Genomic DNA, 20,300 nt, shown 5'->3' on the forward strand with positions numbered 1-20,300 from the left:
TTACGCTCCGGACGCAGGACTTGGCGTGGCAAGGGATGCCGGGGTCTCCCGGGGCGGGAAACCCAGCAGCGAACGAATCTGATCATCAATCAGGGTTTCCTGTACCAGGAGCGCCTCGGAGAGCTTTTCAAGCTTGTCCCTGTTGGAACGGAGTATATCATCCGCCTTGATCCTGCCTGCATCAAGAATCTCCTTGACGGCCTTATCGATGCGGTGGGCAGTATCTTCAGAATAATCCTTATGCCTGGCGATTTCCTTGCCCAGGAAAATAGGTTCGTCTTCCTGGCCATAGGTCACAGGCCCCATTTCGTCGGCCATGCCCCATTCGCAGACCATGCGGCGGGCCATGTCAGTAGCCTGCTCCAGATCTTGCTTGGTACCTGTGGTGGTCTCGTCGTAGAAGATTTTCTCCGACACCCAACCGCCGTAACAGATAACTATACGGTCCTGTATCCAGCCCTTGGTTCGGCTGTAGCTGTCCTCCACGGGCAGGGACATAGCCATGCCCAGGGCCCTTCCATGGGGGACTATGGTCACCTTGTGGAGAGGATCTGCGTCCTTGAGGAAGTAGTGAAGCAGGGCATGGCCTGCTTCGTGCACGGCAGTCATGCGCCGCTCTTTGTCGGAAATCACCAAAGTAGTCCTGGCGACCCCCATGAGTATCTTGTCCCTGGCCTCTTCAAAGTCGGGCATCTCCACTTCTTTCTTGTCCTGTCGGGCAGCGAACAATGCGGCCTCGTTCACGAGGTTCGCAATGTCCGCGCCGCTCATGCCCGGGGTTGCCCTGGCAATGCGCACCAGATCCACACCTGCTGAAAGGGGGATCTTGGCGGAGTGTATTTTGAGTATGTCTTCCCGTTCTTTAATATCCGGCATAGCAACCACTACCTGACGGTCAAACCGACCGGGTCTTAAAAGGGCTGGGTCCAGCACATCGGGTCTGTTGGTGGCGGCCAGGATTATCACCCCGTCCTTGGAGTCAAAGCCATCCATTTCCACCAAAAGCTGGTTCAGGGTCTGCTCACGCTCGTCGTGGCCTCCGCCGTAACCTGCGCCTCTGGTGCGGCCTACCGCGTCAAGCTCGTCAATAAAGATGATGCAGGGCGCGCTCTTGCGGCCCTGATCAAAAAGATCCCTCACCCTGCTTGCGCCAACGCCCACGAACATCTCGACAAAGTCGGAACCTGACATGTGGAAGTAGGCAACGCCGGCTTCCCCTGCCACTGCCCTGGCCATGAGGGTTTTGCCTGTGCCCGGCATGCCCACAAGAAGCACGCCCTTGGGTATCCTTGCGCCCATCTTGGTGAATTTCTGGGGCTCCTTGAGGAAAGCCACCACTTCCTGCAATTCGTACTTGGCGTCCTTTTGGCCTGCCACATCGGCAAAGGTGATCTTCCTGCCCTCGTCATGGTAGCGCTTGGCCCGACTCTTCCCAAACTGGAATGCCTTGTTCCCCGAGCCCTGCATATTCCTGAACATGAACCAGATAAAGCCGAAGCCTATGATCCAGGGAAGTATCTCCAAAAAGATCCGCAAAGGGCTGATCTGGGAGACAGCCCCGGAAACACTGATGCCCTTTTCCCTCAGCATGGGGAGCAGGGCCGGGTCCTGATAGGGGATGAGGGTCTTGAAATTCTGCCTTGTCCCGCTGACCTGGCGTATGCCTTCGATGGTGTTGTTTTCATGAATGGTAACTGCTGTAAGCTCGCCCAGCTCCAGAGATCGGGTAAATTCAGAATAGGGTATTTCCTGCCTGGCAGGCCCATCGTTGTTCCTGAAAAAATACGCAATAAAAAGAACCACCATAGCCAGGAAAAAAACCAGGGCAAACCTGTTTGGCTTGCCTGGGCTCAGGCGGGGCGGAATCTTATCTTTCTGATCGTCGAACATCTATACCCCCGGAAATAATGAACTTTGAATATCCCGGGGCTTCCTCTCTGCCATAAAGCAGCTTCCCGGCGCCGATAAGGGCAGCAAGCCCTTCGCAATCTTCGGCAGCGACACATTCCATTGTACCCTGAAAACGGCCTTTTTGTCTTGTCTTAAGGATGGCCTCGTCCTTGCGGCCGGGCCGCAAAACCAGGGGATAGGAAGCAAAAAAAACACTCCCCTCGCCGGTTTCCATTGAGGTATCGCCGTCAGCCCCTGCCTCAACAGTAAACCATCCTTTAAGATTATAAGAGCCGGGGCCTTTGATCAACAGCGAAAAGCCCTTCTCTCCTTTTTCCCGGTCAGAAGGCATTGCATAAAGCTTGTTTCCCCGTATCTCAACCCTGATGGGCCCAAGATCAGAGGCCAAAGCCCCCCCGGGAAGCCCTGCAAGGAAACGGCGGAGGCTTGCCCGCCGGGGAACAGCGGCCCGGACAGCCAAAAGATCCGCCGCCCCGAAAACAGCCTCTTCCTGAATAATCAAGGGCTCGGCCAAAAATTTCTCCGCCAGCATAGAAAGCCCTCCCCCGTCTTTTTTCCATTCCAATCGTCTGGAAGCCTCGCTAGACAAAAAACCCGCCGCCAGGGCCTGGGTCTCCCCCAGCGCCTCCACCCCTCTGCGCCACGAGGGGAAAAGATCATCCATGCAAGGCATGAGCTTTAACCGTATCCTGTTGCGGAGGTATTTTGTGTCTGAATTGGTGGAATCCGTACAATAAGAAATATTTTTTTCATCGAGATAGGCAAGAACTTCCTTCCTGCCCAATTCCAAAAGTGGCCGCAGTATAAGCCCCCTTTCCCTGGGCATCGCAGCCAGCCCCCCCGGCCCTGAACCTTTAAGCATGCGCATCAATGCAGTTTCAAGGAGGTCATCCCTGGTATGGGCTATCAAAACCCTTTCAGCTTTTAACAGACGGGCCTCCCTGCGCAAGATACGGTGCCGGTACAACCGCGCCGCAGCTTCAACCCCAATGCCCTTCTCCCATGCAGCCCTGGCGACCTTCCCCTTCCCTACGGAAACCACCTTGCATGCCACATCAAGCTTTCCGCAAAGTTCTTCCACAGCCCCAGCGTCAGCCAAGCTTTCATCAGGGGCTCTCATACCATGCTCCACATGAACGCAATGGAGTATGAAACCTTTCTCCTGCCGCAAAGAAGCCAGCGCAGAGAGCATGGAGACAGAGTCAGCTCCCCCCGACACAGCCGCAATAAACACTGTTCCCCTGGGCCAATCCCCAAGACCAGCACTTACCGCGGCTTCAAAAGAATTCATAACGTAATTTTACCATAAAAAGATGAAGAGAATTTAACCACAAAGTCGCCTAAATCGCACAAAGGAAAGACAACACCATATACAGAACTCGTGCTTGTTGTCGCTAACCTGCCAATGGCTGTTGGCGCCGTTCTACCACCGCCGTCGCCCCCAATGGCTGTTTACGACGTTGCGGCAAAGCCGCAATGTGGCGAAGCCCAAGGGCGCGAAGCCGCCCGCAGCGTAAACAGCTCGATAAACGCTGTGCGAAGCATAGCGTTTATCGGGCTTGTTGGCGCCGTTTTAATGGCGCTAACAAACTATTTTGTGTCCGCGGCCTTCGCTGCCGGAGATGCGGCTTTGGCGCCAGAGGCTGCCGGGGCTGCGGCGCCTGCTGCCGCAGGTTCGGTGGCTGCGGGGCCGGCTGCTGCTGCTTCTTCTGCAGTTGGGGCAACAACGGCTTCTTCCTTGGCGTACTTCACCAGGGCCACTACCTGATCGCTTCCTGAAATAAGGCGTATGCCTGAAGCCAGGGGGATATCCCTGACGTGGATGCTCTGGTTGACGCTCAAGGCAGAAACGTCCAGATCAATGCGCTCGGGCAGATCCTTGGGGAAGCATTCCACTTCGATTTCGTGGAGGGGGAATTCGAGAATACCGCCGTCCCTTACGCCTATAGGGCTGCCCTGGAGGTGGATGGATACGCGGGCCCTCAAGGCAACGCCGCTTTCCACTTCGTAGAAGTCCACATGGAGGATTTTGCCATCCATGATGTTCCGCTGGGTATCCTTTACAAAAGCGTCGTAGGATTTCCCGTCTACGTCCACTTTTACAATAGTACTTTCGGAAATATTCTTAACCCCGTTGGTAAATTCCAAAGCGTCCAGATCTATGGAATGGGCTTCCCCGCTGCGGCCATAGAGCACCCCGGGAATGCGGCCGGCACGGCGAATCCTGCGTGCCTCCCCTGATCCGTTCTTGGCCCTTGCATGGGCCTCTAATACTACCTGACTCATTCTATGCTCCTATTATCAGCCTCATTGGCGTTTGTTGCTCTCGGACGACAAGGTTCTGGGACGACAGGGTTCGAACCTGTGCATGCCGGAGCCAAAACCCGGTGGCTTACCACTTGCCTACGTCCCAATTAGAGAGAAAGTATAGCAAAAATTGAGAAGAAATTGCAAGAGCCCCTTGATTTATATTTCCAGAGTCTGGTCGTCGGGGCCGGCGCCCATGTCGTATTGATCGAGAATTTTCTTTTGCAATTCCGAACGGAATTCAGGATGGATAGGATGGGCCACATCCTTGTACTCCCCCGCACGGGTCTTTCTGCTTGGCATGGCGATAAACACACCAGTCTTCCCCTCGATTATTTTTACATTGTGAACCACAAAGCAGTCATCAAATGTAACCGTAACATAGGCTCTCAACTTTCCCTCGCCGGCCACTCTACGAACACGAATGTCTGTAATCTCCATGACGCTCTCCTTTACTGGCCAGAATTATGTACCTTCATTTTAATACTGGTTCTGCAAATTTAGCAAGAAAAAACGTCAATTCCGTGAAAATCTTGCGGTTTAATAGGGCTTTTTGGGCTTTTTGGGCGGTTTCCTTCTCCCTGAATATGCCAAAACAGCAGGAACCTGATCCCGAAAGCCCCGAAAAAGCCGATCCCGATATGGCCAATTTTTCCAGGAGCCGAAGGTATTCCCTGTTTTCTGACAAAATCGGTAAGAAATCATTGTAAAATGGCCATTTTTCGGGAGGGCCTGCCAAAACATCCCCCAAATCCCTGGGGGAAAGCAGCCTGCCAGGCTTATGGGGCGGATATTCCCCCGCTTCAAGCCTGCCGGTTTCGCGGCTTTCGTCAAGAAGCCCATAGGCTTCTGCGGTGGGGCTGGCAAAAGGGGGCTTCGCGAGGAGCACCCAAAGATCCTTTGGGCAAGGCAAGGGCTCAAGGTGTTCCCCCCTGCCCGAGGCCCAGGCAGCCCCCCCGTTAAGGAAGAAAGGCACATCGCTCCCCAGGGACGCTGCCATTTCCAATAGTTCTGCCTTGGCAAGATTGGCGCCGGACAGGGCATTGAGGGCCAGAAGAGTCGATGCGGCGTCAGAGGAGCCGCCCCCAAGGCCCGCTCCTGCGGGGATCCTCTTGACGACATGAATGGAAAGATGTGCGGCAAAGCCGGTTTTCTCCCTGAAAAGCCCCAAAGCCTTATTGACCAGATTCTGTCCGGGGGGGATGGCACAATCTTCTTCAAACGGGACTTCCCAGTGCTGGACAAAGCTTCCATTACAGGAGACAATTTCAAAAGTCAAAGTATCGCTGTAATCGAGGGCAGCAAAAATGCTTTGGAGGTCGTGGTAACCATCGGGCCTTTTCTCCCCCACCATAAGGTGCAGGTTGATCTTGCATGGGGCCTGGATGCTGCAGGAAACAAGGTTTTTCATCGAATGGAATGATTATAAAAAAAAATGATGCAAGATCCAAGACAAAGGCTTGACAGATACTGAAACTCTCCCTTATGTTTCAAGGGAAGCTTGATAATAAATTATAATGTAACGGAGTATATTATGGTTCAGCATGAGGCCGATATGAGCGAAGAAACTTTGCTGCCGGAATTTGCCTTAATGCCCGTATACAGCGGGCAGGGCGAGGATTTACCCTGCCCTTTCCTCCTTTTCGACGATGATGACGAGGAAGAAGAGGATATGGACGAAGAGGAAAGCTTCGAAGACATGGACGACGAATTTGAGGACGACGACTTCGATGACGAGGACGACGACTTCGATGACGAGGACGACGACTTCGATGACGAAGAGGACGAAGATTTCGACTACGAAGACGGCGTAGACTTCGACGACGATTTTGAAGAATAGATGACTGGGGCCGAACTCCAAAGCCGTTCCAGCTCATAAAAGGAACGGCTCCGGCTTGTCATCAGGTGCACAACCAAGTTCCCAAGGTCGATAAGGCACCATTCATCCTCAATGTCGGGCTTCCTTGATCTGCGGGGTTCGATGCCTTTATTCCGGGAATAATCCTTGATATGCCGTTCCAGCCCCGAAAGATGGGCGCTGCTGGTAACCGAGGCAATCACAAAAAAATCAGTCCAAAAATTGAGGCTTCTCATGTCAAGGACAACAATATCGCTCCCCTTGTGATCTTCAAGGAGCTTGCCCAGTTCCAGGGCCATGCTTTCAGTTTCCGGTAACGTATCTTTCATTAAAATCCCTTCCGATAATGAGCGTAAAATCAGCTTTATATTCAAGATTCTGCAAATCCAGGCCCAGCTCCGGGTTTTCCGGAGCCAGGGCATCAGAACGTATATTGGTGCAGTGGATGATCCCGCCAAAATCCCTTGCCATGTCCTGAAAACCCGAGCGGTCTATAATGAGGGTGCGTTCGTAGTCGCTGGAATCTGCATTGCCTATGGAGATGATATCATAGCCAAAGCCCTGGAGCAGTTCAGATGTACGCCCCGCAAGCCCTATGACGGTGGTACCGTTCAGAATTTCGACGGTAAAAACCCGCTCCGACAGGGAGCCTTCCACAGGGCGCACCAGGCCCGCCAGGGACTGGCGCACTATATCCTTAACCAGGCTGCCGTTCCAAAAGGGGAAGATAAGGGTCTGGCCCGAAACTTCCCGGGGATTCCCGCCTACCGACTGTATGCTTACCCTGTCTGTATCAATCCTGGCGAATTCATCAAAGAGCCGCACCCTGCTCCTCTCCCTCATATTGGTTTTTATGAAGGACTGATAAATTTGAGCTACCTGGGGGTTTTTCAGGGTTTCATTCTGCTCCCCAAGGCGTTTTAAAAGGCCCAGAAAAAAGCGCTGGCGCCTGAAATTCGCAAGCTCCCCATTCTCTTCCGGAAGCTCGTAGGTGGCATAGACCCTTGCCTTGTCCCCGTCAAGCCGCGTAAGCCCCGAGGGGAAGAGTATGGGCTCGTCCTGGAAAATATCCACCCGGGAGGGGATAAATATCTCCACCCCCTCGATCAAATCCACTATCTTCCCAAGGTTTTCTATGCTTACTGCATAAAAGAAAGAAATATCCACCCCAAGAAGCTTTTCTATCTCCTGCTCGTAATCCGAAATCCTCCTTGGGTCATACACAGAATCAATGCGATCCACGCGGTTCACTTTTTGAAGTATAAGCCCCATGGCCCCGGGTATGTCAAAGACCGAAGCCCTGTTGGTATTGGGGTAGTACATGAGCACATAGGTGCTGAGGGGCTTCCCCTGCCGCTCTATCACAAAAAGCGTATTGATGACCCTGTCGCCGGTCAGCAATTCTTCCAGGGGATCCGATTTCAGGGTAAAGAATGCATAGATCCCGCCCCCAAAAAGGATGAGGCCTATAAAAATGAGGAGAAGCACGGAAGCGTCGGCCTTGTTTTTTTTCCTCATCCTGTGCGCTCTTTGTTGATGGATTCCAGAAGCTTTTTGGTTTCCGGGGCGAGCGCAAGCTGCTGGCTTGAAAGCCAGTCTGTTATCGTCTTAAGGACTACTGCAAAAAGCTCGTCCAAGCCTATGTCCATTTCCCGTAAAGACGGATCAGCATAGCCCCGGGAAACTTCGATTTTGTCCGCCACATAGAGAACCTTGGCCAAGGGCCCCATGCCTGCACAGCCTGTAACATGGCATTTTACCGCTTCAAGTATGTCCCTGTTCTGTATGCCGTATCGATCCTTAAGCAGAACCGCCGCAGCCCGGCCATGGACAAGGGAAGGGATCTCCTTTTCAAATTCCGAAAACCCTTCTCCATCATGGCGCGCAAGCTCCATTAACTCGCCCGAGGTCATGGATTTGCATATATCGTGGCCAATGCCTGCAAGATAGCCTGCCCTGGGGTTTAAGCCATAGCGCAGGCAGAGATCCCTGGCAAAAAGGGCTGTGCTTCTGGAATGGAGGAAGCGTGATGGCTTTAGGGTGTTCCTGGCGGCATTTTCTATGAGTACCAGCTGTTCCAGGGCAATCCCGTCTTCTGCCGGTTTAGGAAACCCATAAAGCCCCCGATCCTCAATGATGTACCGGGCTCCGGCAGGCACCAGGTATCGCCAGTTTTCATTGGCAGAAATTTTTTCCCTCACCAGCCCGGAAGAAACATTCATGATCTCGTTATCCAGGGCTGTGTAGGGGTAAGGAAAGGCAAAGCCCTGCCTGTTTTCCCCAGGGGAGGAATCCCCGTCATTGGAAAGAGTGAAAAGCCGTTTCGCAATGATGATGTCCGCCTGCTCCGCGATGTCGTCAGCGCTGTGCCACCGGGAAAAAGCCGGGGCCAAGTCATCCCCAAGGATGAGGCCGGGCTTGGATTTGGGGCAATAGCGCCTCTTTATATCCGCGATGGTATCTATGGTATATGAAATGCCTTCACGTTTTATCTCGCAGTCGTCAATGGCAAGGCGGGGATCCCCGGCAATGGAAGCCGCCAGCATGTCCAGGCGGTCCCTGGGAGATGCCCCTGTGGCGCCCTGCTTAAAAGGGGACTGAAATGCAGGTATAAGGATGATCCGGTCATAGCCCAGGCCCGAAATCACTGCCTCGGCCAAAAAGAGGTGGCCCATGTGGACGGGGTTAAAGCTGCCCCCAAGGATAGCGGCTTTCACTTCGCCGGATCTCCGCCCACAAGGCGGCCGAAAAGGGCGGCTAACTCGGGTATGCCTTCGCCTGAGAAAACCGAAATGCCCAGTACATCCTCGTTGGGATATTTCTTTTTGAATTCTTCCAGTCTGCCTGCAGCCTCTTCCCTATCCAGCTTGCTGCCAATCAGAATGCGTTTCTTGGCTGTAAGCTCTGGGGAAAAAGCGTCAAGCTCGCTGAGGAGCACATCAAAGGCTTCAAGGTAATTGTCTTCGCCAAGGTCCACCAAAAAGGCCAGAGCCACAGTCCGGGAAATGTGCTTTAAGAAACGTATGCCCAGGCCAAGCCCTTCCGAAGCCCCTTCGATGAGGCCCGGAATATCCGCAATGATGATATCCTGGTCGCCCAGGGAAAGCACGCCGAGGTTTGGAATTTTCGTGGTAAAAGGATAGGAAGCGATGCGGGGCCTGGCATTGGTAAAACGGTCAAGGAGGGAGGACTTCCCCGCATTGGGGAAGCCCACAAGGCCTATGTCCGCCATCACCTGGAGTTCCACCTTGAGGCGGCGCTTTTCGCCGGCCTTGCCGGGCAGGGCTTTGCGGGGCGCCTGGTTCACCGACGACTTGAAGTGTATGTTGCCCCAGCCGCCGTTGCCGCCTTTGAGAAAAGTAAAATCGTTCGTGTCTTTACCAAAATCTTTGATGAGTTCGTCTGAATCAGCGTCTTTGATGAGGGTTCCGGGAGGAAGGGGGATAAAAATATCCTCGCCGTTTCTGCCGTAGCGGCCCCGGCCTTCACCGTCTCTGCCGTTTTCTGCCTTAAATGATTGTTTATACCGGAGATGGGCCAAAGTGCGGAGATTGCGGCGAATCTGGAAGACAACATCGCCACCCCTGCCGCCGTCGCCGCCTGAAGGGCCGCCGTTGGGGACATACTTTTCCCTGCGGAAGGCTACACAGCCGTTCCCGCCCGACCCCGAGGAGACTTCAATAAGCGCTTCGTCTGCAAATTTTTCCACGCACCCTTAAAAGATCACGTGCTTGCGGGTATTACCGCGGCAAGCTTCCGGCCTCTGCGCTGGATAAAGGACACAGTCCCGTCTACCTTCGCAAAGAGGGTGTAATCGCCGCCGCAGCCCACATTGGCTCCGGGGTGGATCTTGGTTCCCCGCTGCCGGACTATGATTGAGCCGGCAGTTACAATGCCGCCCCCTGAAACTTTGATACCCAGATACTGGGGTTGAGAATCCCGTCCATTTTTGGCGCCACTGCCGCCCCGTTTACGAGCCATATCAATTCCTCCGCTCTATAGTTACCTGGCAAAATTCGGGATATTCCTCCGCCACCGAAAGGAGGCCCTCGCAAAGAAAAGCCCCGGCAGCCGCAAGAAACTCCCTGCTTCCGCCTATCCCTTCGGCTTCAAGCAACAAAATACCCCGTTCCGGAGCCTCACTCCGGACTGTTATGCCCTCCCGCCTGGAAAGGGTCCTCAAAACGGTCCTCGACAATACCGAAACCGCCGCGCAGACTATATCGCTGCCCTTTGGCCCCGAGCCTGCATGGCCTTGAACCCGGCAGGATTTTAACAGTCCTCCGTCCAAAACCACTTCAGCCTGTATCATCAGGCCCCGATGATATCCTGGATCTTGATGACCGAGTACTGCTGCCTGTGGCCCTGCTTGCGCCGGTAGTCCTTCTTGGGCATGTACTTAAAGACGATGATTTTATCGGCCTTTTTGTGGGCTTCCACGGTCGCGGAAACCTTGACCCCTGCTACATAAGGGGCGCCGACCTTCACCGAATCCGGAGAATCACCGCCGGAAACCAACAGCACAGACTCTATATCCACCGTAGAACCGGGCTCGGCATCAATTTTATCCACATTGATCACAGCCCCTTTCTCGGCTTTGTACTGTTTTCCCATAAATTCAACAATCGCGTACATATTTCTTCCTTCTCAACACAATTAGAGGATATTTATATCACAAACCGCGGACAAATGTCAAGACCTTAGTCCTTGGCTCTATTTAGAAGGTAAACTTCTTGATGCCTCTGATTTCATCCAGAAGTTCCCTGGGGAGGCTCGCGTCCCCTGCGGGGATCACTTCCTCAAGCTGTTCCAGGGACGAAAAGGCCACTATGGGGATGGAAGGGAAATCCTGGGCAGCCACATAGGCCGGTACCAGGGCTGCCGCGCTTATCCGGCACTGCTTTTCCCAGGCAGGAAGCCTTTCCAAAAGCTTCTTGTTGGAGTCGTTGCTGTATACCGCTTCATGGGAAGGCGAGACTGCCCTGCCTTTGAGCCTTTTGGGGAAATAGCCATGGCAGGTTGAGCTATAGGCCATGACAGCTTTTTTTGACTTTTCGTGGTAGGCGAAAATAGGCTTGTCCATGGCTATGCAGGTTTTATCCTCTATGGCATCCAGGTTTAAATCCCCCAGGCTGTAGCGTATCTGGTCGCAGAGGAAGCCTTCATAGCCCTTGGCGGCGGCAACTTTATCGGCCTCTTCCATGCGCGCCAAAGCCCAGTTGGAACAGCCGTAATGGCGTATCTTCCCGGTTTTCCTGAAACTTTCCAGCATGGAAAGAATTTCTTCCACTGGCCGGGACTCGTCATCCCTGTGCAGAAAATAGAGGTCGATATAATCCGTTCCAAGGTCGGCAAGGCTGTCTTCAAGGTCGCTTTGAACCTCGGCAAGGCTCATGCGGGCTATGTTCATGGTTTTAAGGTTAGGGTGGGCGCCTTTTGTGGAAAGCACAATGCGGCTGCGGTTTTTCCGCTCTTTGATCCATGCGCCGATGGTTTTTTCGCTGGCCCCGTGGCCCTCGGGGAGCCAGTCCGCGTACACCCTGGCGGAGTCTATGAAATTTCCGCCTTTTTCGAAGAAGGCATCCATCTGCTTGAAAGAGTCCTGTTTGCTTACAGTAGTCCCAAAAAAAACTGTCCCCAGGCTAAGCCTGGAAACTTCGGGAATGCCGGAGCCGAGTTGTATGTATTTCATGCTTTTACTTATACAGCAAAAATCAGGCAAATTCCAGCATACGCTTACGGTAATAGAGGTAGTTTTCGAAGCTCACCTCTTCGGGCACCCCGTGATCGCAGGTAGGTATGTACCCTCCCCGCTTTTTCATCACAGGCATGATGCGGTCAACTTCACGGTCTATGGCGTCCTTGCCTTTGGCCATGATTCGCTTGTCAAAGCCGCCGCTCATAAGAAGCCAGGGGTATTCCCTGGCGGTACGCACCACATCGCTGCCCGACGCAACCTCGAAAGGGCTTAAATAATCCATGCCCAGTTCCCTGTAGAGGGGAATGGCAGGATCAGAAAAGCCGTCGGTATCCACCTGGAAATGGAGCTTCCGCGTCTTGTCCAGCTGCCGGGATTTTACATTTGCAAGAAGCTGCTGATAATAGGGGAAAATGAATTCACGAATCATATCCACTGAAATAAGAAAGCCGTGGTTGTAACAAATATCCTCGCCGATGAAAACTTCGTCAAAGACCACTTCCTTTTGGATGCGGGCATACACAGAATCCGCAAGCGCAAGCCACCCTTCCATGCAGCGGTGTATAAGCTGGGGATTGTCATAAAAAAGATACATAAGATCCACAGGCCCCATGAGGCTGCGGAGATACATATAACCGCCCACAAGGTTTGCGCAGATTATCTGCCCTTCGGCCGCAGCGGACTTGGCGCCTGCAATGGCTTTTTCAATATCAGGAATACGCTCCGGGCTTTGCGGGTCCATACGCCAAAGGCATTTTTCTTCCCAGGTCTTTATGTCCGTTACCGGATGATCCACATACTCGGGCATGAAGCCGCTCCGACGGTTCTTAAAGCATTTAACCCCCCGGCCCGCAAAATCCTGAACCAGTTCGTACTCCCCCAGATCTTCCAAAACCTTTTCTTCAAAAACAGGACAAAAACCTGCCTCGCACCAGCCAAGATTTCCTGTTTGATATTTACCGGGAGGATCGAACCCGAAAAGTCCGGCCAGCTCCTTTTCGCTTACATCTGCGCTTAAATGCCCTTCGGCCTTCCAGCGATCCATGGAATAAAAACCGAATTCCTTCTGATAAATGGGGGCATCAGGCTTCAAATCATAGAAGCTGCGCATCTTTTTTGCGCCGGGACTCATTTCTTCATAAGGAGGGAGGTTGATAATTGATTCTTTCGGCATAGGATTCTCCGTTTATATGATTTCAGCAATCTGCAGCGCTGTTTTGCCTGTCATTTCTTTATCAAGTCTTCCAGGCTTCGGGCCTGGGCTTCATCTTTTGCGCCGACTATATACATTGCCCCTTCGGGCGCAAGGCTTTCCAGCAAAACCGGCAATTCCTCCGGCTCGGCGTTTACCTGGAACGTTTTGCCCGCTTCCTGAATCTTCTTTAACACCGGTATCCAGTGGGAAGCGCTTGGCTGCCCTGCCCCATACACCCATTGGATACCCTTAAGCTCTTTGATCTCAAGGAGCCGATCCAGATGGCGCAAGGCGCCGGGTCCGTCAAGATGAAAAACACTCGCATCAAGGTACGCCAATTCAGCTTGCAGTTCCTCCACAACAAGGTCTTCGAACATATCCCCGGAGATCATGCAGATAAAATCACAGCTGGTTACATACCAGCTGCCGGGATACCAAATCCCCATCCAGTTACTGCTGCCCTGCTGATACCGGCCGGTTATACCGAAAAGATCCCCGTATAAAGTTTTAAATCCTTCAAAGAGATCCATGGCTCCCCGTTTTAAAAAATCGGGCTTTTCGAGGGCATCCATGCACAATTCCGCAGGCCCCCGCAGGGCAACGAGGCCGTCAAGCCCCGGATGAATATCCGTAATCCCTACCAGGTATTTATCCTTCCCATCTTCTACTGCCGCCTCGGTCATCTCCACTATTTTTTTGTAATAGAAACTATCCCTATCTATTTTAAACGGCTTATATTCAGTCCAGTCCTTAAGAGTATGGACAGACCAGCTTGTATCCTCGCCAAATTCGATAGGCATTCCGTAAAGCGAGGCAAACAGATCCGGCCCAAGATTCGGATTAAGGCAGGGAAATGAGTCTGCGCCGAAATAGGTGTTCCGGAAAGAACTATTGGCCGATTCCAGCATATACTCTGTATCAAGCCAGCGTTCCCGTAATGTTCGATGCTGTTTCCCGGGCGGGGGAATCTGTTTATCCCTGGGGGCCTTAACGGACAATATAGGCCCTTCATGGTTTTCGCACGCCCAATATTCAATGTACCGTTTTTGAACTTTTTCCCAATCCGGTTTGTATTGCATACCACTCCCTGCCAAAATACTTACAAAAACTGCTATACCTGTCTAATTGTCAATTTTAAACAGGACAGCTTTGACTTTGCCTAATACAGTGTTTCGGCAATATGCCTCGTGATTTCCACTGCCTTTCGGGTTTTTCCTAAATTACCGTGGAGCGTATAGATATCCCTGAAAATGAATTCAGCCTTGCACCTGCCTTTTACTGCGGCGGCGGTCTTTTTAACATAAGCTATGAAGGCTTCTTCGTCAAACTCTGCCTTAATCCCGATGAAATTGGGGGAGGGCTTTCGGGAATAAATCACTTTGCTGCCTGCAAGCTTTTCGCCCATAATTTCTTCATCGCACCAGGGAGAAATGGAAATTTTCCGTAAATTGGGAAGGCGGCTTAAGGAATTATCCCAATAGGCATGAACAGGCTCGCAGCAGCCGTAATACACCAAGCCGAATTCCTTTGCTAGTTTTTCATAATAAGGATAGACAAATTCATGGAATTGCCCAGGCGAAATGCCTATGCTCTCCTGGCTGTTAAGATGGCCCCATGTGTCACGGGAAACCGCTTTTCCTCCCTTCGCAGCATTGCTGCCGGGAGCGGGCAGCTCGTCGGAAAAACAGAAGCTGCCACTCCCCATGTAATCGTTGCGATTGTTTAACAGCAAGAGACCCTTCTCTTCCTGCCAGCGGAGACAACGCAGGAGGTCATCAGTGATTGCACCCATGAGGCGGTGGAAATCATCCGGCTCTACCATCATGGCGCAGTACATGTTCTCCATGCCCATAAGGTTTACCACATGCTGGGTGGGGGTGACAAACCAGTGATTGAAGGAGTTTTTAAGCACTACCGGCAAAATGTCTCCCAACACATCTTTGGCAGCAGCAGCATAATTTTCGGTTTCTTCTTTGCAGTAAATGTATTCTGAAGGTTTCAGGAGGGGGAGGCCCTCTTCCAAATCCGCGAAGGCAGGTTCAATGTGGAAACCTAAGCCTTCCGCAGCCCTGGTTCGTTTTTGCTTAACCCCCAAAAAGTCCACGCTTATTTCAAAATTCACCTGGAAAAAATCGGGTACAATCTTGTCATCATCAAAGGTTTCATGGGCTGCGATGATCTTGCATATTTGCTGTTCCATCCTCGCTGCCAAAGGATGTTCACAACGGGAAGGAGGCAGTATATCTTTGAAAAAGGTATCTTCTTCCATGACCACCATGGGGCGCTTGCCCTCAAGGCGGTTATGAAGCATCCAGAGTTTTTTCCGTTCTTCCATCACCGGGAGCTTTGCATATTCAAGCTGCTTTTTGGCAAGCTCCCTTAGGATGGCTTTTTCCGGGGCTGGTATGGCAGCCATCGTTTATTTTAATCCCTTGATGTACTTCTGGTATTGGGGCAGCCACTTGCTTTCAGCTTTAAGCATATCGTCAGCAAGCTTCCAGACTTCGGGAGGGTTGCACACCGCTCCGGTTAAGGGATCGAGGAGCATGGCTTGCTTGAGCTTGCCAGGGTCGCCCTCAAGGGCTGCTTCCACCGAGAGACGCTGGACCGCGATGCTGGCGTTGCAGATGGCGGCCAGAGGGGCCGGAAGATCCCCGACGATGGGAATGGAAATGCCGTTGCCATCCGCATAGCCCGGTACTTCCACTACGCAATCCGCAGGAAGGTTTGTGATTGAACCTTTGTTGATCACATTAAAGTGGCCCCGGTATATGCGCCCGGTCTCAAGACCTTCGATAATATGGGAACCATGCTCGCTGGAACGGTTCCTGGGCGTGTATTTGAGGGGCTTCATAGTCTGGTATTCTTTGGCCTCTTTCTCAAATTTGGCTCTGCCTTCGCGGCACACTCTGAGATAGCCACCAGGCTCGCCATTGATCCATGAAGAATAATCTATCCACTGATCGATTTCCTGGGGCCGTTTCCGGTACCAGGGGAGGTATTCCGAAAGGTGGCCGTTGCTTTCGGTGCTGTAATAGCCGAAACGCTCCAGAATATCGATACGGATTTTTTCCTCTTTTTTAAACCGGGGATGCTTCTTAAACCCCGCAAGGAGCTTGTCCCGCATGTCCACACCTTTATGCTTAATCTGGATATACCAGGTCTGGTGATTAATTCCGGCGCAGATAATATCAACTTCATTCATGGGCAGGCCGAGAACTTCCGCTATCTGTTCGTGCCCATGCTGGACACCGTGACAGAGCCCCAGGGTCTGGATGCCACCGTAGGTATTGGCAGCCCAGGTGTTCATAGCGTTAGGGTTTGAATAATTGAGGAACACGGCGCCGGGTTCTGCAAGAGCCTTCATGTCTTTGCAAATGCCCATGATCACAGGAATGGTCCTCTGGCCGTACATGATGCCCCCGGCGCAGATGGTATCGCCCACGCACTGGTTCACCCCGTATTTCAGGGGGATTTCGACGTCAAGGGCAAATGCGTCAAGACCGCCGACCCGCGCCACAGACACTACATATTTAGCGCCCTCTATGGCCTTTTTCTGCTCCGTGGTTTTTGTCAGCTTGACCTTGCCAAGTTTGTTGGCCTTGATGTCCCTGTCCAGCACATGGTAGATCATCTCAAGGTTTGCCGCGCTGATATCCTGAAGACAAATTTCAGTATCCCGCAGTTCAGGTACCGTCAGTATGTCTGCCGCCAGTTTGCGGGTAAAGCCCACGCTTCCCGCTCCGATAAATGCGATTTTCATATTCTTCCTCCAGAATGAATTGATTAACCTTCCGACAACCCTATTAGCTTAAACAACGGCTCAAGGGGCCCGACAAAAGAAGAGACAAAGGGAAACACTACCGGCTTCCTGGTGAAGGCGCCGACTATCCCTATAACGCAGAGTGCCAGACTGAACAGTATCCCGGCTATCACGATGCCGAAAAGCGCTACAGCGATGGGGAACCCCCCGTAGGGGATAAACATAAGGGCATACGAAACGATATACCAGGCGACAAACAAAAAGGCGATGAAAAAGAACAATTCCAGGGAATGCCGGGCATGGTGAAGGCACAGTTTGCTTTTGCTCCCCCAAATGCGGGCAATGACGATTCCCGGAATGCTAAAAAGGTAAGCGACAAGGCAGAGAATTTTTTCCCTCATGCTAAATTCCTCTCAGGGATATTTTATCGTAGTTATGACAAGCCACCATGTGGCCCGGCCCTGCTTCCCTGAGCTCCGGCACACTCTGGGAACATGCGGGTGTGGCATAACGGCAGCGGGGATGGAATACGCAGCCCGGAGGGGCGTTCACCGGGTTCGGCACATCCCCTTCCAGATGGATACGGTGTTTGGATTTATCTGAATTAATCACCGGAATAGCCGACACCAAAGCTTCCGTATAAGGATGAAGGGGATTGTAAAGGAGTTCCTCGGTTTCCGCCTTTTCCACAATCCTGCCTACGTACATGACGGCGATATTGTCGGAGATATGTTCCACTACGGAAATATCATGCGCCACAAACAGGAAGGTAAGGCCCTTCTCATCCCTAAGGGTTTCCAGAAGATTTAAGACCTGGGCCTGAACCGACACATCCAGAGCCGAGACCGGCTCGTCAGCCACGATGAGTCGGGGGTTGGATGCCAGGGCCCGGGCAATGCCGATACGCTGGCGCTGGCCCCCGGAAAACTCGTGGGGGTAGCGGTTCATATAATCGGGGTTAAGGCCGACATCCTTCATCAATGATGCGACCCGGTCTTCAGTTTCCGATTTAGGCAGCATATTGTGGATTATGATAGGTTCGGCAATTATATCCTTTACGGGAATCCGGGGATTCAAAGATCCAAAGGGGTCCTGAAAGACCATACGGATTTCCCGGTGGTAAGGCCGCATTTCCTTATTATTCAGTTTTGCAACATCTACTTTTGATCCATCCGGCCTGGTATAGTCAATGGAACCATGGGAAGGTTTATAGATCCGCACGATAGTCCGGCCCACAGTGGTCTTGCCGCAGCCTGACTCTCCCACCAAACCCAGAACCTTGTTTTCCTCTATGGAAAAACTTACATCCTCTACGGCCTTAACAAATTTTTTATTGCGCGTAAAAAGGTTGCTGCCCACAGGGAAATACATTCTTAAGTTCTTTACTTCAAGACAGTTCTGTGCCATTTTTGCCGCCTAATGCTGTGTATAAGGATCGGCGCCATCGCGCAGACCATCGCCGAAGAAGTTAAATCCCAGCACTGATATCATGATAAACAGCACAGGAAGCATAATCCAGGGATGGGACCCCAGGGTTTCTATGGTTTGGGCATCCCGCATCAGGAGGCCCCAGCTTACCAGGGGCTCCTGCACGCCAATTCCCAAATAACTGAGGAAGCTTTCCGCCAGGAGGATATTTGGTACCGTCAATGACATGACAACGATGATGTGGCTAAAGTTATTTGGAAAAAGATGGTGGAAGATTATCCGCTGATGGGAAGCCCCCATCTCCCTGGCCGCCAGGATCATATCGGAACTGCTCATGGCAATGACTTTTCCCCGTAGTTCCCGGCAAAGCATGGGCCAGCTGAGGAGGGCGAAGATAAGGGACATTACCACAAAGATCATCATCTGGCTCCAGCTGCGCGGGATAATCGCCGCCAGGGCCATCCAGAGGGGAAGCTGAGGGAAGGACTGCATGAATTCGGTAAAGCGCTGCATCAAAAGGTCAATCACCCCGCCAAAATACCCTGACATAATCCCAAGCCATGCCCCGACGATAATGGAAATCCCGGTGCCCAAAAGGGCCATGGTCAAACTGATCCGGGCGCCCCGGCACATACGGGCCCACATATCCCGGCCCATCTTGTCCGCCCCCAGAGCATAATAATGGCCGCCCTGTTCCACGCCGTAGAGGTGGATATTCATGGGGATTCCCAGAAGCGAATATTCAAAGCCCTTTACAAAAAAACTGATATTAAACCGCTGGTTTGTATCTTCGCTCCACACCGCTGTACCGGTATCCATGTGGTATTCCGAGGTCAGCCCATAGGTAAAGGGCTGGAGGGTGAATTTTCCGTTGTCAAAAAAATGTATTTTTTGAGGCGGCCTGTAAGCGAAACGCATATTCAGCCCCATGGGATCAGTCGGAGCAAAAAAATCAGAAAAAACCGCCAGGGCTATCAAGATGATAACCATGAAGCTGCCCACCAGCCCCGGCTTATTCTTGCGGAATTTTCGCCAGACCAGGTGCCAATAACTTTCAGAATTAAACCGTGTTGCCTCTGCCATAATTGTGTTCCTTTATGCCTGCGATACCCGGGGGTCCATGACCGCCAGGAGCACATCCGAAAGAATATTCCCGATCACCAGGACTATCGCATATATAAGGAGGCAGCCCGCAGAAACATAAATATCCTGGCTTTGCAAAGATGTGTAAAAGAGGGGCGCCAGAGTGGGAATACTTAATACAATGGATGTTTCAAGTTCCCCCTGAATCATATAGGGAAGTACCATGCCCTGGTACATGATAATTGGATGCAGGGCATTGGGTACTGCGTGTTTCATAATTACCTTGCCTTCTGAAAGGCCTTTGGAACGGGCAGTGGTAACGTATTGGGCGCTAAGCACGTCCAGCAGGTTCCCCCGCATAACCCGGAAATTCCGGGAGATGCCGCCTAACCCGGCGATGGCTACCACCGGCCACACATGGGCGGCTATGTTCAACGCTTTTGCCCATGACATGGACTCCAGCACAAAATAGGTGGAACTCCAGCCGCCCATTTCCTTTACCCCTGCCCAGAACAGCAGGGCGTATAGGGCAAAGAGCCCCAAAAAAAACCTTGGAAGGCAGGTACCTAAAAAGGCTATAACCGTCGCTGCATTATCAGTTATACTGTACTGGTGAGTAGCCGAGTATATCCCGATAAATATCCCTCCCAGAGTAGCCAGAAGATGGGCTACCAGGGCCAGAACCAAAGTACGGGGCAGACGTTCCAAGAATAGCTCGCTCACATCCCGTTTATACGCAAAAGAATATCCGAATTTTCCCTCAGTTACGATGCCCTTGATCCAGGCAAAATACTGCCCCAGCATGGGCTTATCCAGCCCGTACTCACGGCGGATAATAGCCGCCGCCGTTTCAGCTTCCTGCTCGGGCATATGGGCATAATTTACAAGAAAGCTCTTGTAATTACTGGCATAATCCCCGGGGGCCAGCTTAATGATAGCAAATGAAACAATGGTTATGAAAAACAAAACCGGAATTGCATAGAGTATCCGTTTTAGAACAAATTTTACCACTTTCCAGCCCCCAAAAACAAAACATAAAACAGGCGGCGCTTAAGAA

22 protein-coding genes and 1 tRNA gene are annotated in these 20,300 nt (G+C 52.1%); 1 reads left to right on the forward strand and 22 read right to left on the reverse strand.

Annotation, left to right across the window (positions count from 1 at the left end):
• The 6 genes from ftsH to ispE all read right to left on the reverse strand — a co-directional run bounded on the left by ftsH (position 1) and on the right by ispE (position 5,629).
• Entirely contained in the window at positions 1–1,890 is a 1,890-nt protein-coding gene (gene ftsH / locus TREAZ_RS11670) for an ATP-dependent zinc metalloprotease FtsH (RefSeq protein WP_015712070.1), read from the reverse strand.
• Positions 1,868–3,202, reverse strand: coding sequence for a tRNA lysidine(34) synthetase TilS (gene tilS, locus TREAZ_RS17455; RefSeq protein ID WP_015712071.1), 1,335 nt, complete (start codon positions 3,200–3,202; stop codon positions 1,868–1,870). Before tilS ends, ftsH begins: the two co-directional genes overlap by 23 nt.
• A 299-nt stretch (positions 3,203–3,501) precedes the next feature.
• Positions 3,502–4,197, reverse strand: a complete 696-nt coding sequence (locus TREAZ_RS11680) for a 50S ribosomal protein L25 (protein ID WP_015712072.1) — start codon at positions 4,195–4,197, stop codon at positions 3,502–3,504.
• Between the two features lie 55 nt (positions 4,198–4,252).
• A tRNA-Gln gene (locus TREAZ_RS11685) sits at positions 4,253–4,324 on the reverse strand.
• Positions 4,325–4,377: 53 nt separating this feature from the next.
• Positions 4,378–4,659 (reverse strand): septation regulator SpoVG, encoded by a 282-nt coding sequence (gene spoVG / locus TREAZ_RS11690; protein WP_015712073.1) that lies wholly within the window; start codon positions 4,657–4,659, stop codon positions 4,378–4,380.
• Positions 4,660–4,693: 34 nt separating this feature from the next.
• Positions 4,694–5,629, reverse strand: coding sequence for a 4-(cytidine 5'-diphospho)-2-C-methyl-D-erythritol kinase (ispE, locus tag TREAZ_RS11695; RefSeq protein ID WP_015712074.1), 936 nt, complete (start codon positions 5,627–5,629; stop codon positions 4,694–4,696).
• Positions 5,630–5,752: 123 nt separating this feature from the next.
• On the opposite strand from ispE, the gene TREAZ_RS11700 reads away from it, so the two are divergent.
• The gene (locus TREAZ_RS11700) at positions 5,753–6,058 is read left to right on the forward strand and encodes a hypothetical protein (RefSeq protein ID WP_015712075.1); all 306 of its coding nucleotides are present in this window, start codon (positions 5,753–5,755) and stop codon (positions 6,056–6,058) included.
• Here TREAZ_RS11700 and rsfS read toward each other — a convergent pair.
• The 16 genes from rsfS to TREAZ_RS11780 form a co-directional block, all read right to left on the reverse strand.
• Positions 6,016–6,405: a ribosome silencing factor gene (gene rsfS, locus TREAZ_RS11705; protein WP_043923075.1), complete on the reverse strand. Its 390-nt coding sequence runs from the start codon at positions 6,403–6,405 to the stop codon at positions 6,016–6,018. The two genes, TREAZ_RS11700 and rsfS, sit on opposite strands and share 43 nt — an antisense overlap.
• Complete coding sequence (locus TREAZ_RS11710) at positions 6,380–7,594, reverse strand: LCP family protein (RefSeq protein WP_015712077.1); 1,215 nt, start codon at positions 7,592–7,594, stop codon at positions 6,380–6,382. The genes rsfS and TREAZ_RS11710 overlap by 26 nt, the downstream gene beginning before the upstream one ends.
• A complete protein-coding gene (gene nadD, locus TREAZ_RS11715; RefSeq protein WP_015712078.1) occupies positions 7,591–8,793 on the reverse strand; it encodes a nicotinate (nicotinamide) nucleotide adenylyltransferase in 1,203 nt (400 codons plus the stop codon). Before nadD ends, TREAZ_RS11710 begins: the two co-directional genes overlap by 4 nt.
• Positions 8,790–9,785, reverse strand: a complete 996-nt coding sequence (obgE, locus tag TREAZ_RS11720; protein ID WP_015712079.1) for a GTPase ObgE — start codon at positions 9,783–9,785, stop codon at positions 8,790–8,792. Before obgE ends, nadD begins: the two co-directional genes overlap by 4 nt.
• 14 nt (positions 9,786–9,799) lie before the next feature.
• Positions 9,800–10,057, reverse strand: coding sequence for a 50S ribosomal protein L27 (gene rpmA / locus TREAZ_RS11725; RefSeq protein ID WP_015712080.1), 258 nt, complete (start codon positions 10,055–10,057; stop codon positions 9,800–9,802).
• 1 nt (position 10,058) lies between these two features.
• Positions 10,059–10,388, reverse strand: coding sequence for a ribosomal-processing cysteine protease Prp (locus tag TREAZ_RS17460; protein WP_015712081.1), 330 nt, complete (start codon positions 10,386–10,388; stop codon positions 10,059–10,061).
• Positions 10,388–10,711 (reverse strand): 50S ribosomal protein L21, encoded by a 324-nt coding sequence (gene rplU, locus TREAZ_RS11735; RefSeq protein ID WP_015712082.1) that lies wholly within the window; start codon positions 10,709–10,711, stop codon positions 10,388–10,390. Before rplU ends, TREAZ_RS17460 begins: the two co-directional genes overlap by 1 nt.
• 82 nt (positions 10,712–10,793) lie before the next feature.
• Complete coding sequence (locus TREAZ_RS11740; RefSeq protein WP_015712083.1) at positions 10,794–11,768, reverse strand: aldo/keto reductase; 975 nt, start codon at positions 11,766–11,768, stop codon at positions 10,794–10,796.
• A gap of 22 nt (positions 11,769–11,790) precedes the next feature.
• A complete protein-coding gene (locus tag TREAZ_RS11745) occupies positions 11,791–12,948 on the reverse strand; it encodes a uroporphyrinogen decarboxylase family protein (protein ID WP_015712084.1) in 1,158 nt (385 codons plus the stop codon).
• A 50-nt stretch (positions 12,949–12,998) separates the two neighbouring features.
• The gene (locus tag TREAZ_RS11750) at positions 12,999–14,048 is read right to left on the reverse strand and encodes a hypothetical protein (RefSeq protein ID WP_015712085.1); all 1,050 of its coding nucleotides are present in this window, start codon (positions 14,046–14,048) and stop codon (positions 12,999–13,001) included.
• An 80-nt stretch (positions 14,049–14,128) separates the two neighbouring features.
• Entirely contained in the window at positions 14,129–15,385 is a 1,257-nt protein-coding gene (locus TREAZ_RS11755; protein WP_015712086.1) for a uroporphyrinogen decarboxylase/cobalamine-independent methonine synthase family protein, read from the reverse strand.
• A 3-nt stretch (positions 15,386–15,388) separates the two neighbouring features.
• Positions 15,389–16,732: an alpha-glucosidase/alpha-galactosidase gene (gene melA, locus TREAZ_RS11760; protein WP_015712087.1), complete on the reverse strand. Its 1,344-nt coding sequence runs from the start codon at positions 16,730–16,732 to the stop codon at positions 15,389–15,391.
• A 23-nt stretch (positions 16,733–16,755) separates the two neighbouring features.
• On the reverse strand, positions 16,756–17,133 hold the full coding sequence (locus TREAZ_RS11765) for a hypothetical protein (RefSeq protein WP_015712088.1): 378 nt from the start codon (positions 17,131–17,133) through the stop codon (positions 16,756–16,758).
• 1 nt (position 17,134) lies between these two features.
• Positions 17,135–18,139, reverse strand: coding sequence for an ABC transporter ATP-binding protein (locus TREAZ_RS11770; RefSeq protein WP_015712089.1), 1,005 nt, complete (start codon positions 18,137–18,139; stop codon positions 17,135–17,137).
• 9 nt (positions 18,140–18,148) lie between these two features.
• Positions 18,149–19,243 (reverse strand): ABC transporter permease, encoded by a 1,095-nt coding sequence (locus TREAZ_RS11775; RefSeq protein ID WP_015712090.1) that lies wholly within the window; start codon positions 19,241–19,243, stop codon positions 18,149–18,151.
• 12 nt (positions 19,244–19,255) lie between these two features.
• Positions 19,256–20,254 (reverse strand): ABC transporter permease, encoded by a 999-nt coding sequence (locus TREAZ_RS11780; RefSeq protein WP_015712091.1) that lies wholly within the window; start codon positions 20,252–20,254, stop codon positions 19,256–19,258.
• Positions 20,255–20,300 lie beyond the last annotated feature (46 nt).

The organism is Leadbettera azotonutricia ZAS-9, assembly GCF_000214355.1.
Taxonomy (GTDB): domain Bacteria; phylum Spirochaetota; class Spirochaetia; order Treponematales; family Breznakiellaceae; genus Leadbettera; species Leadbettera azotonutricia.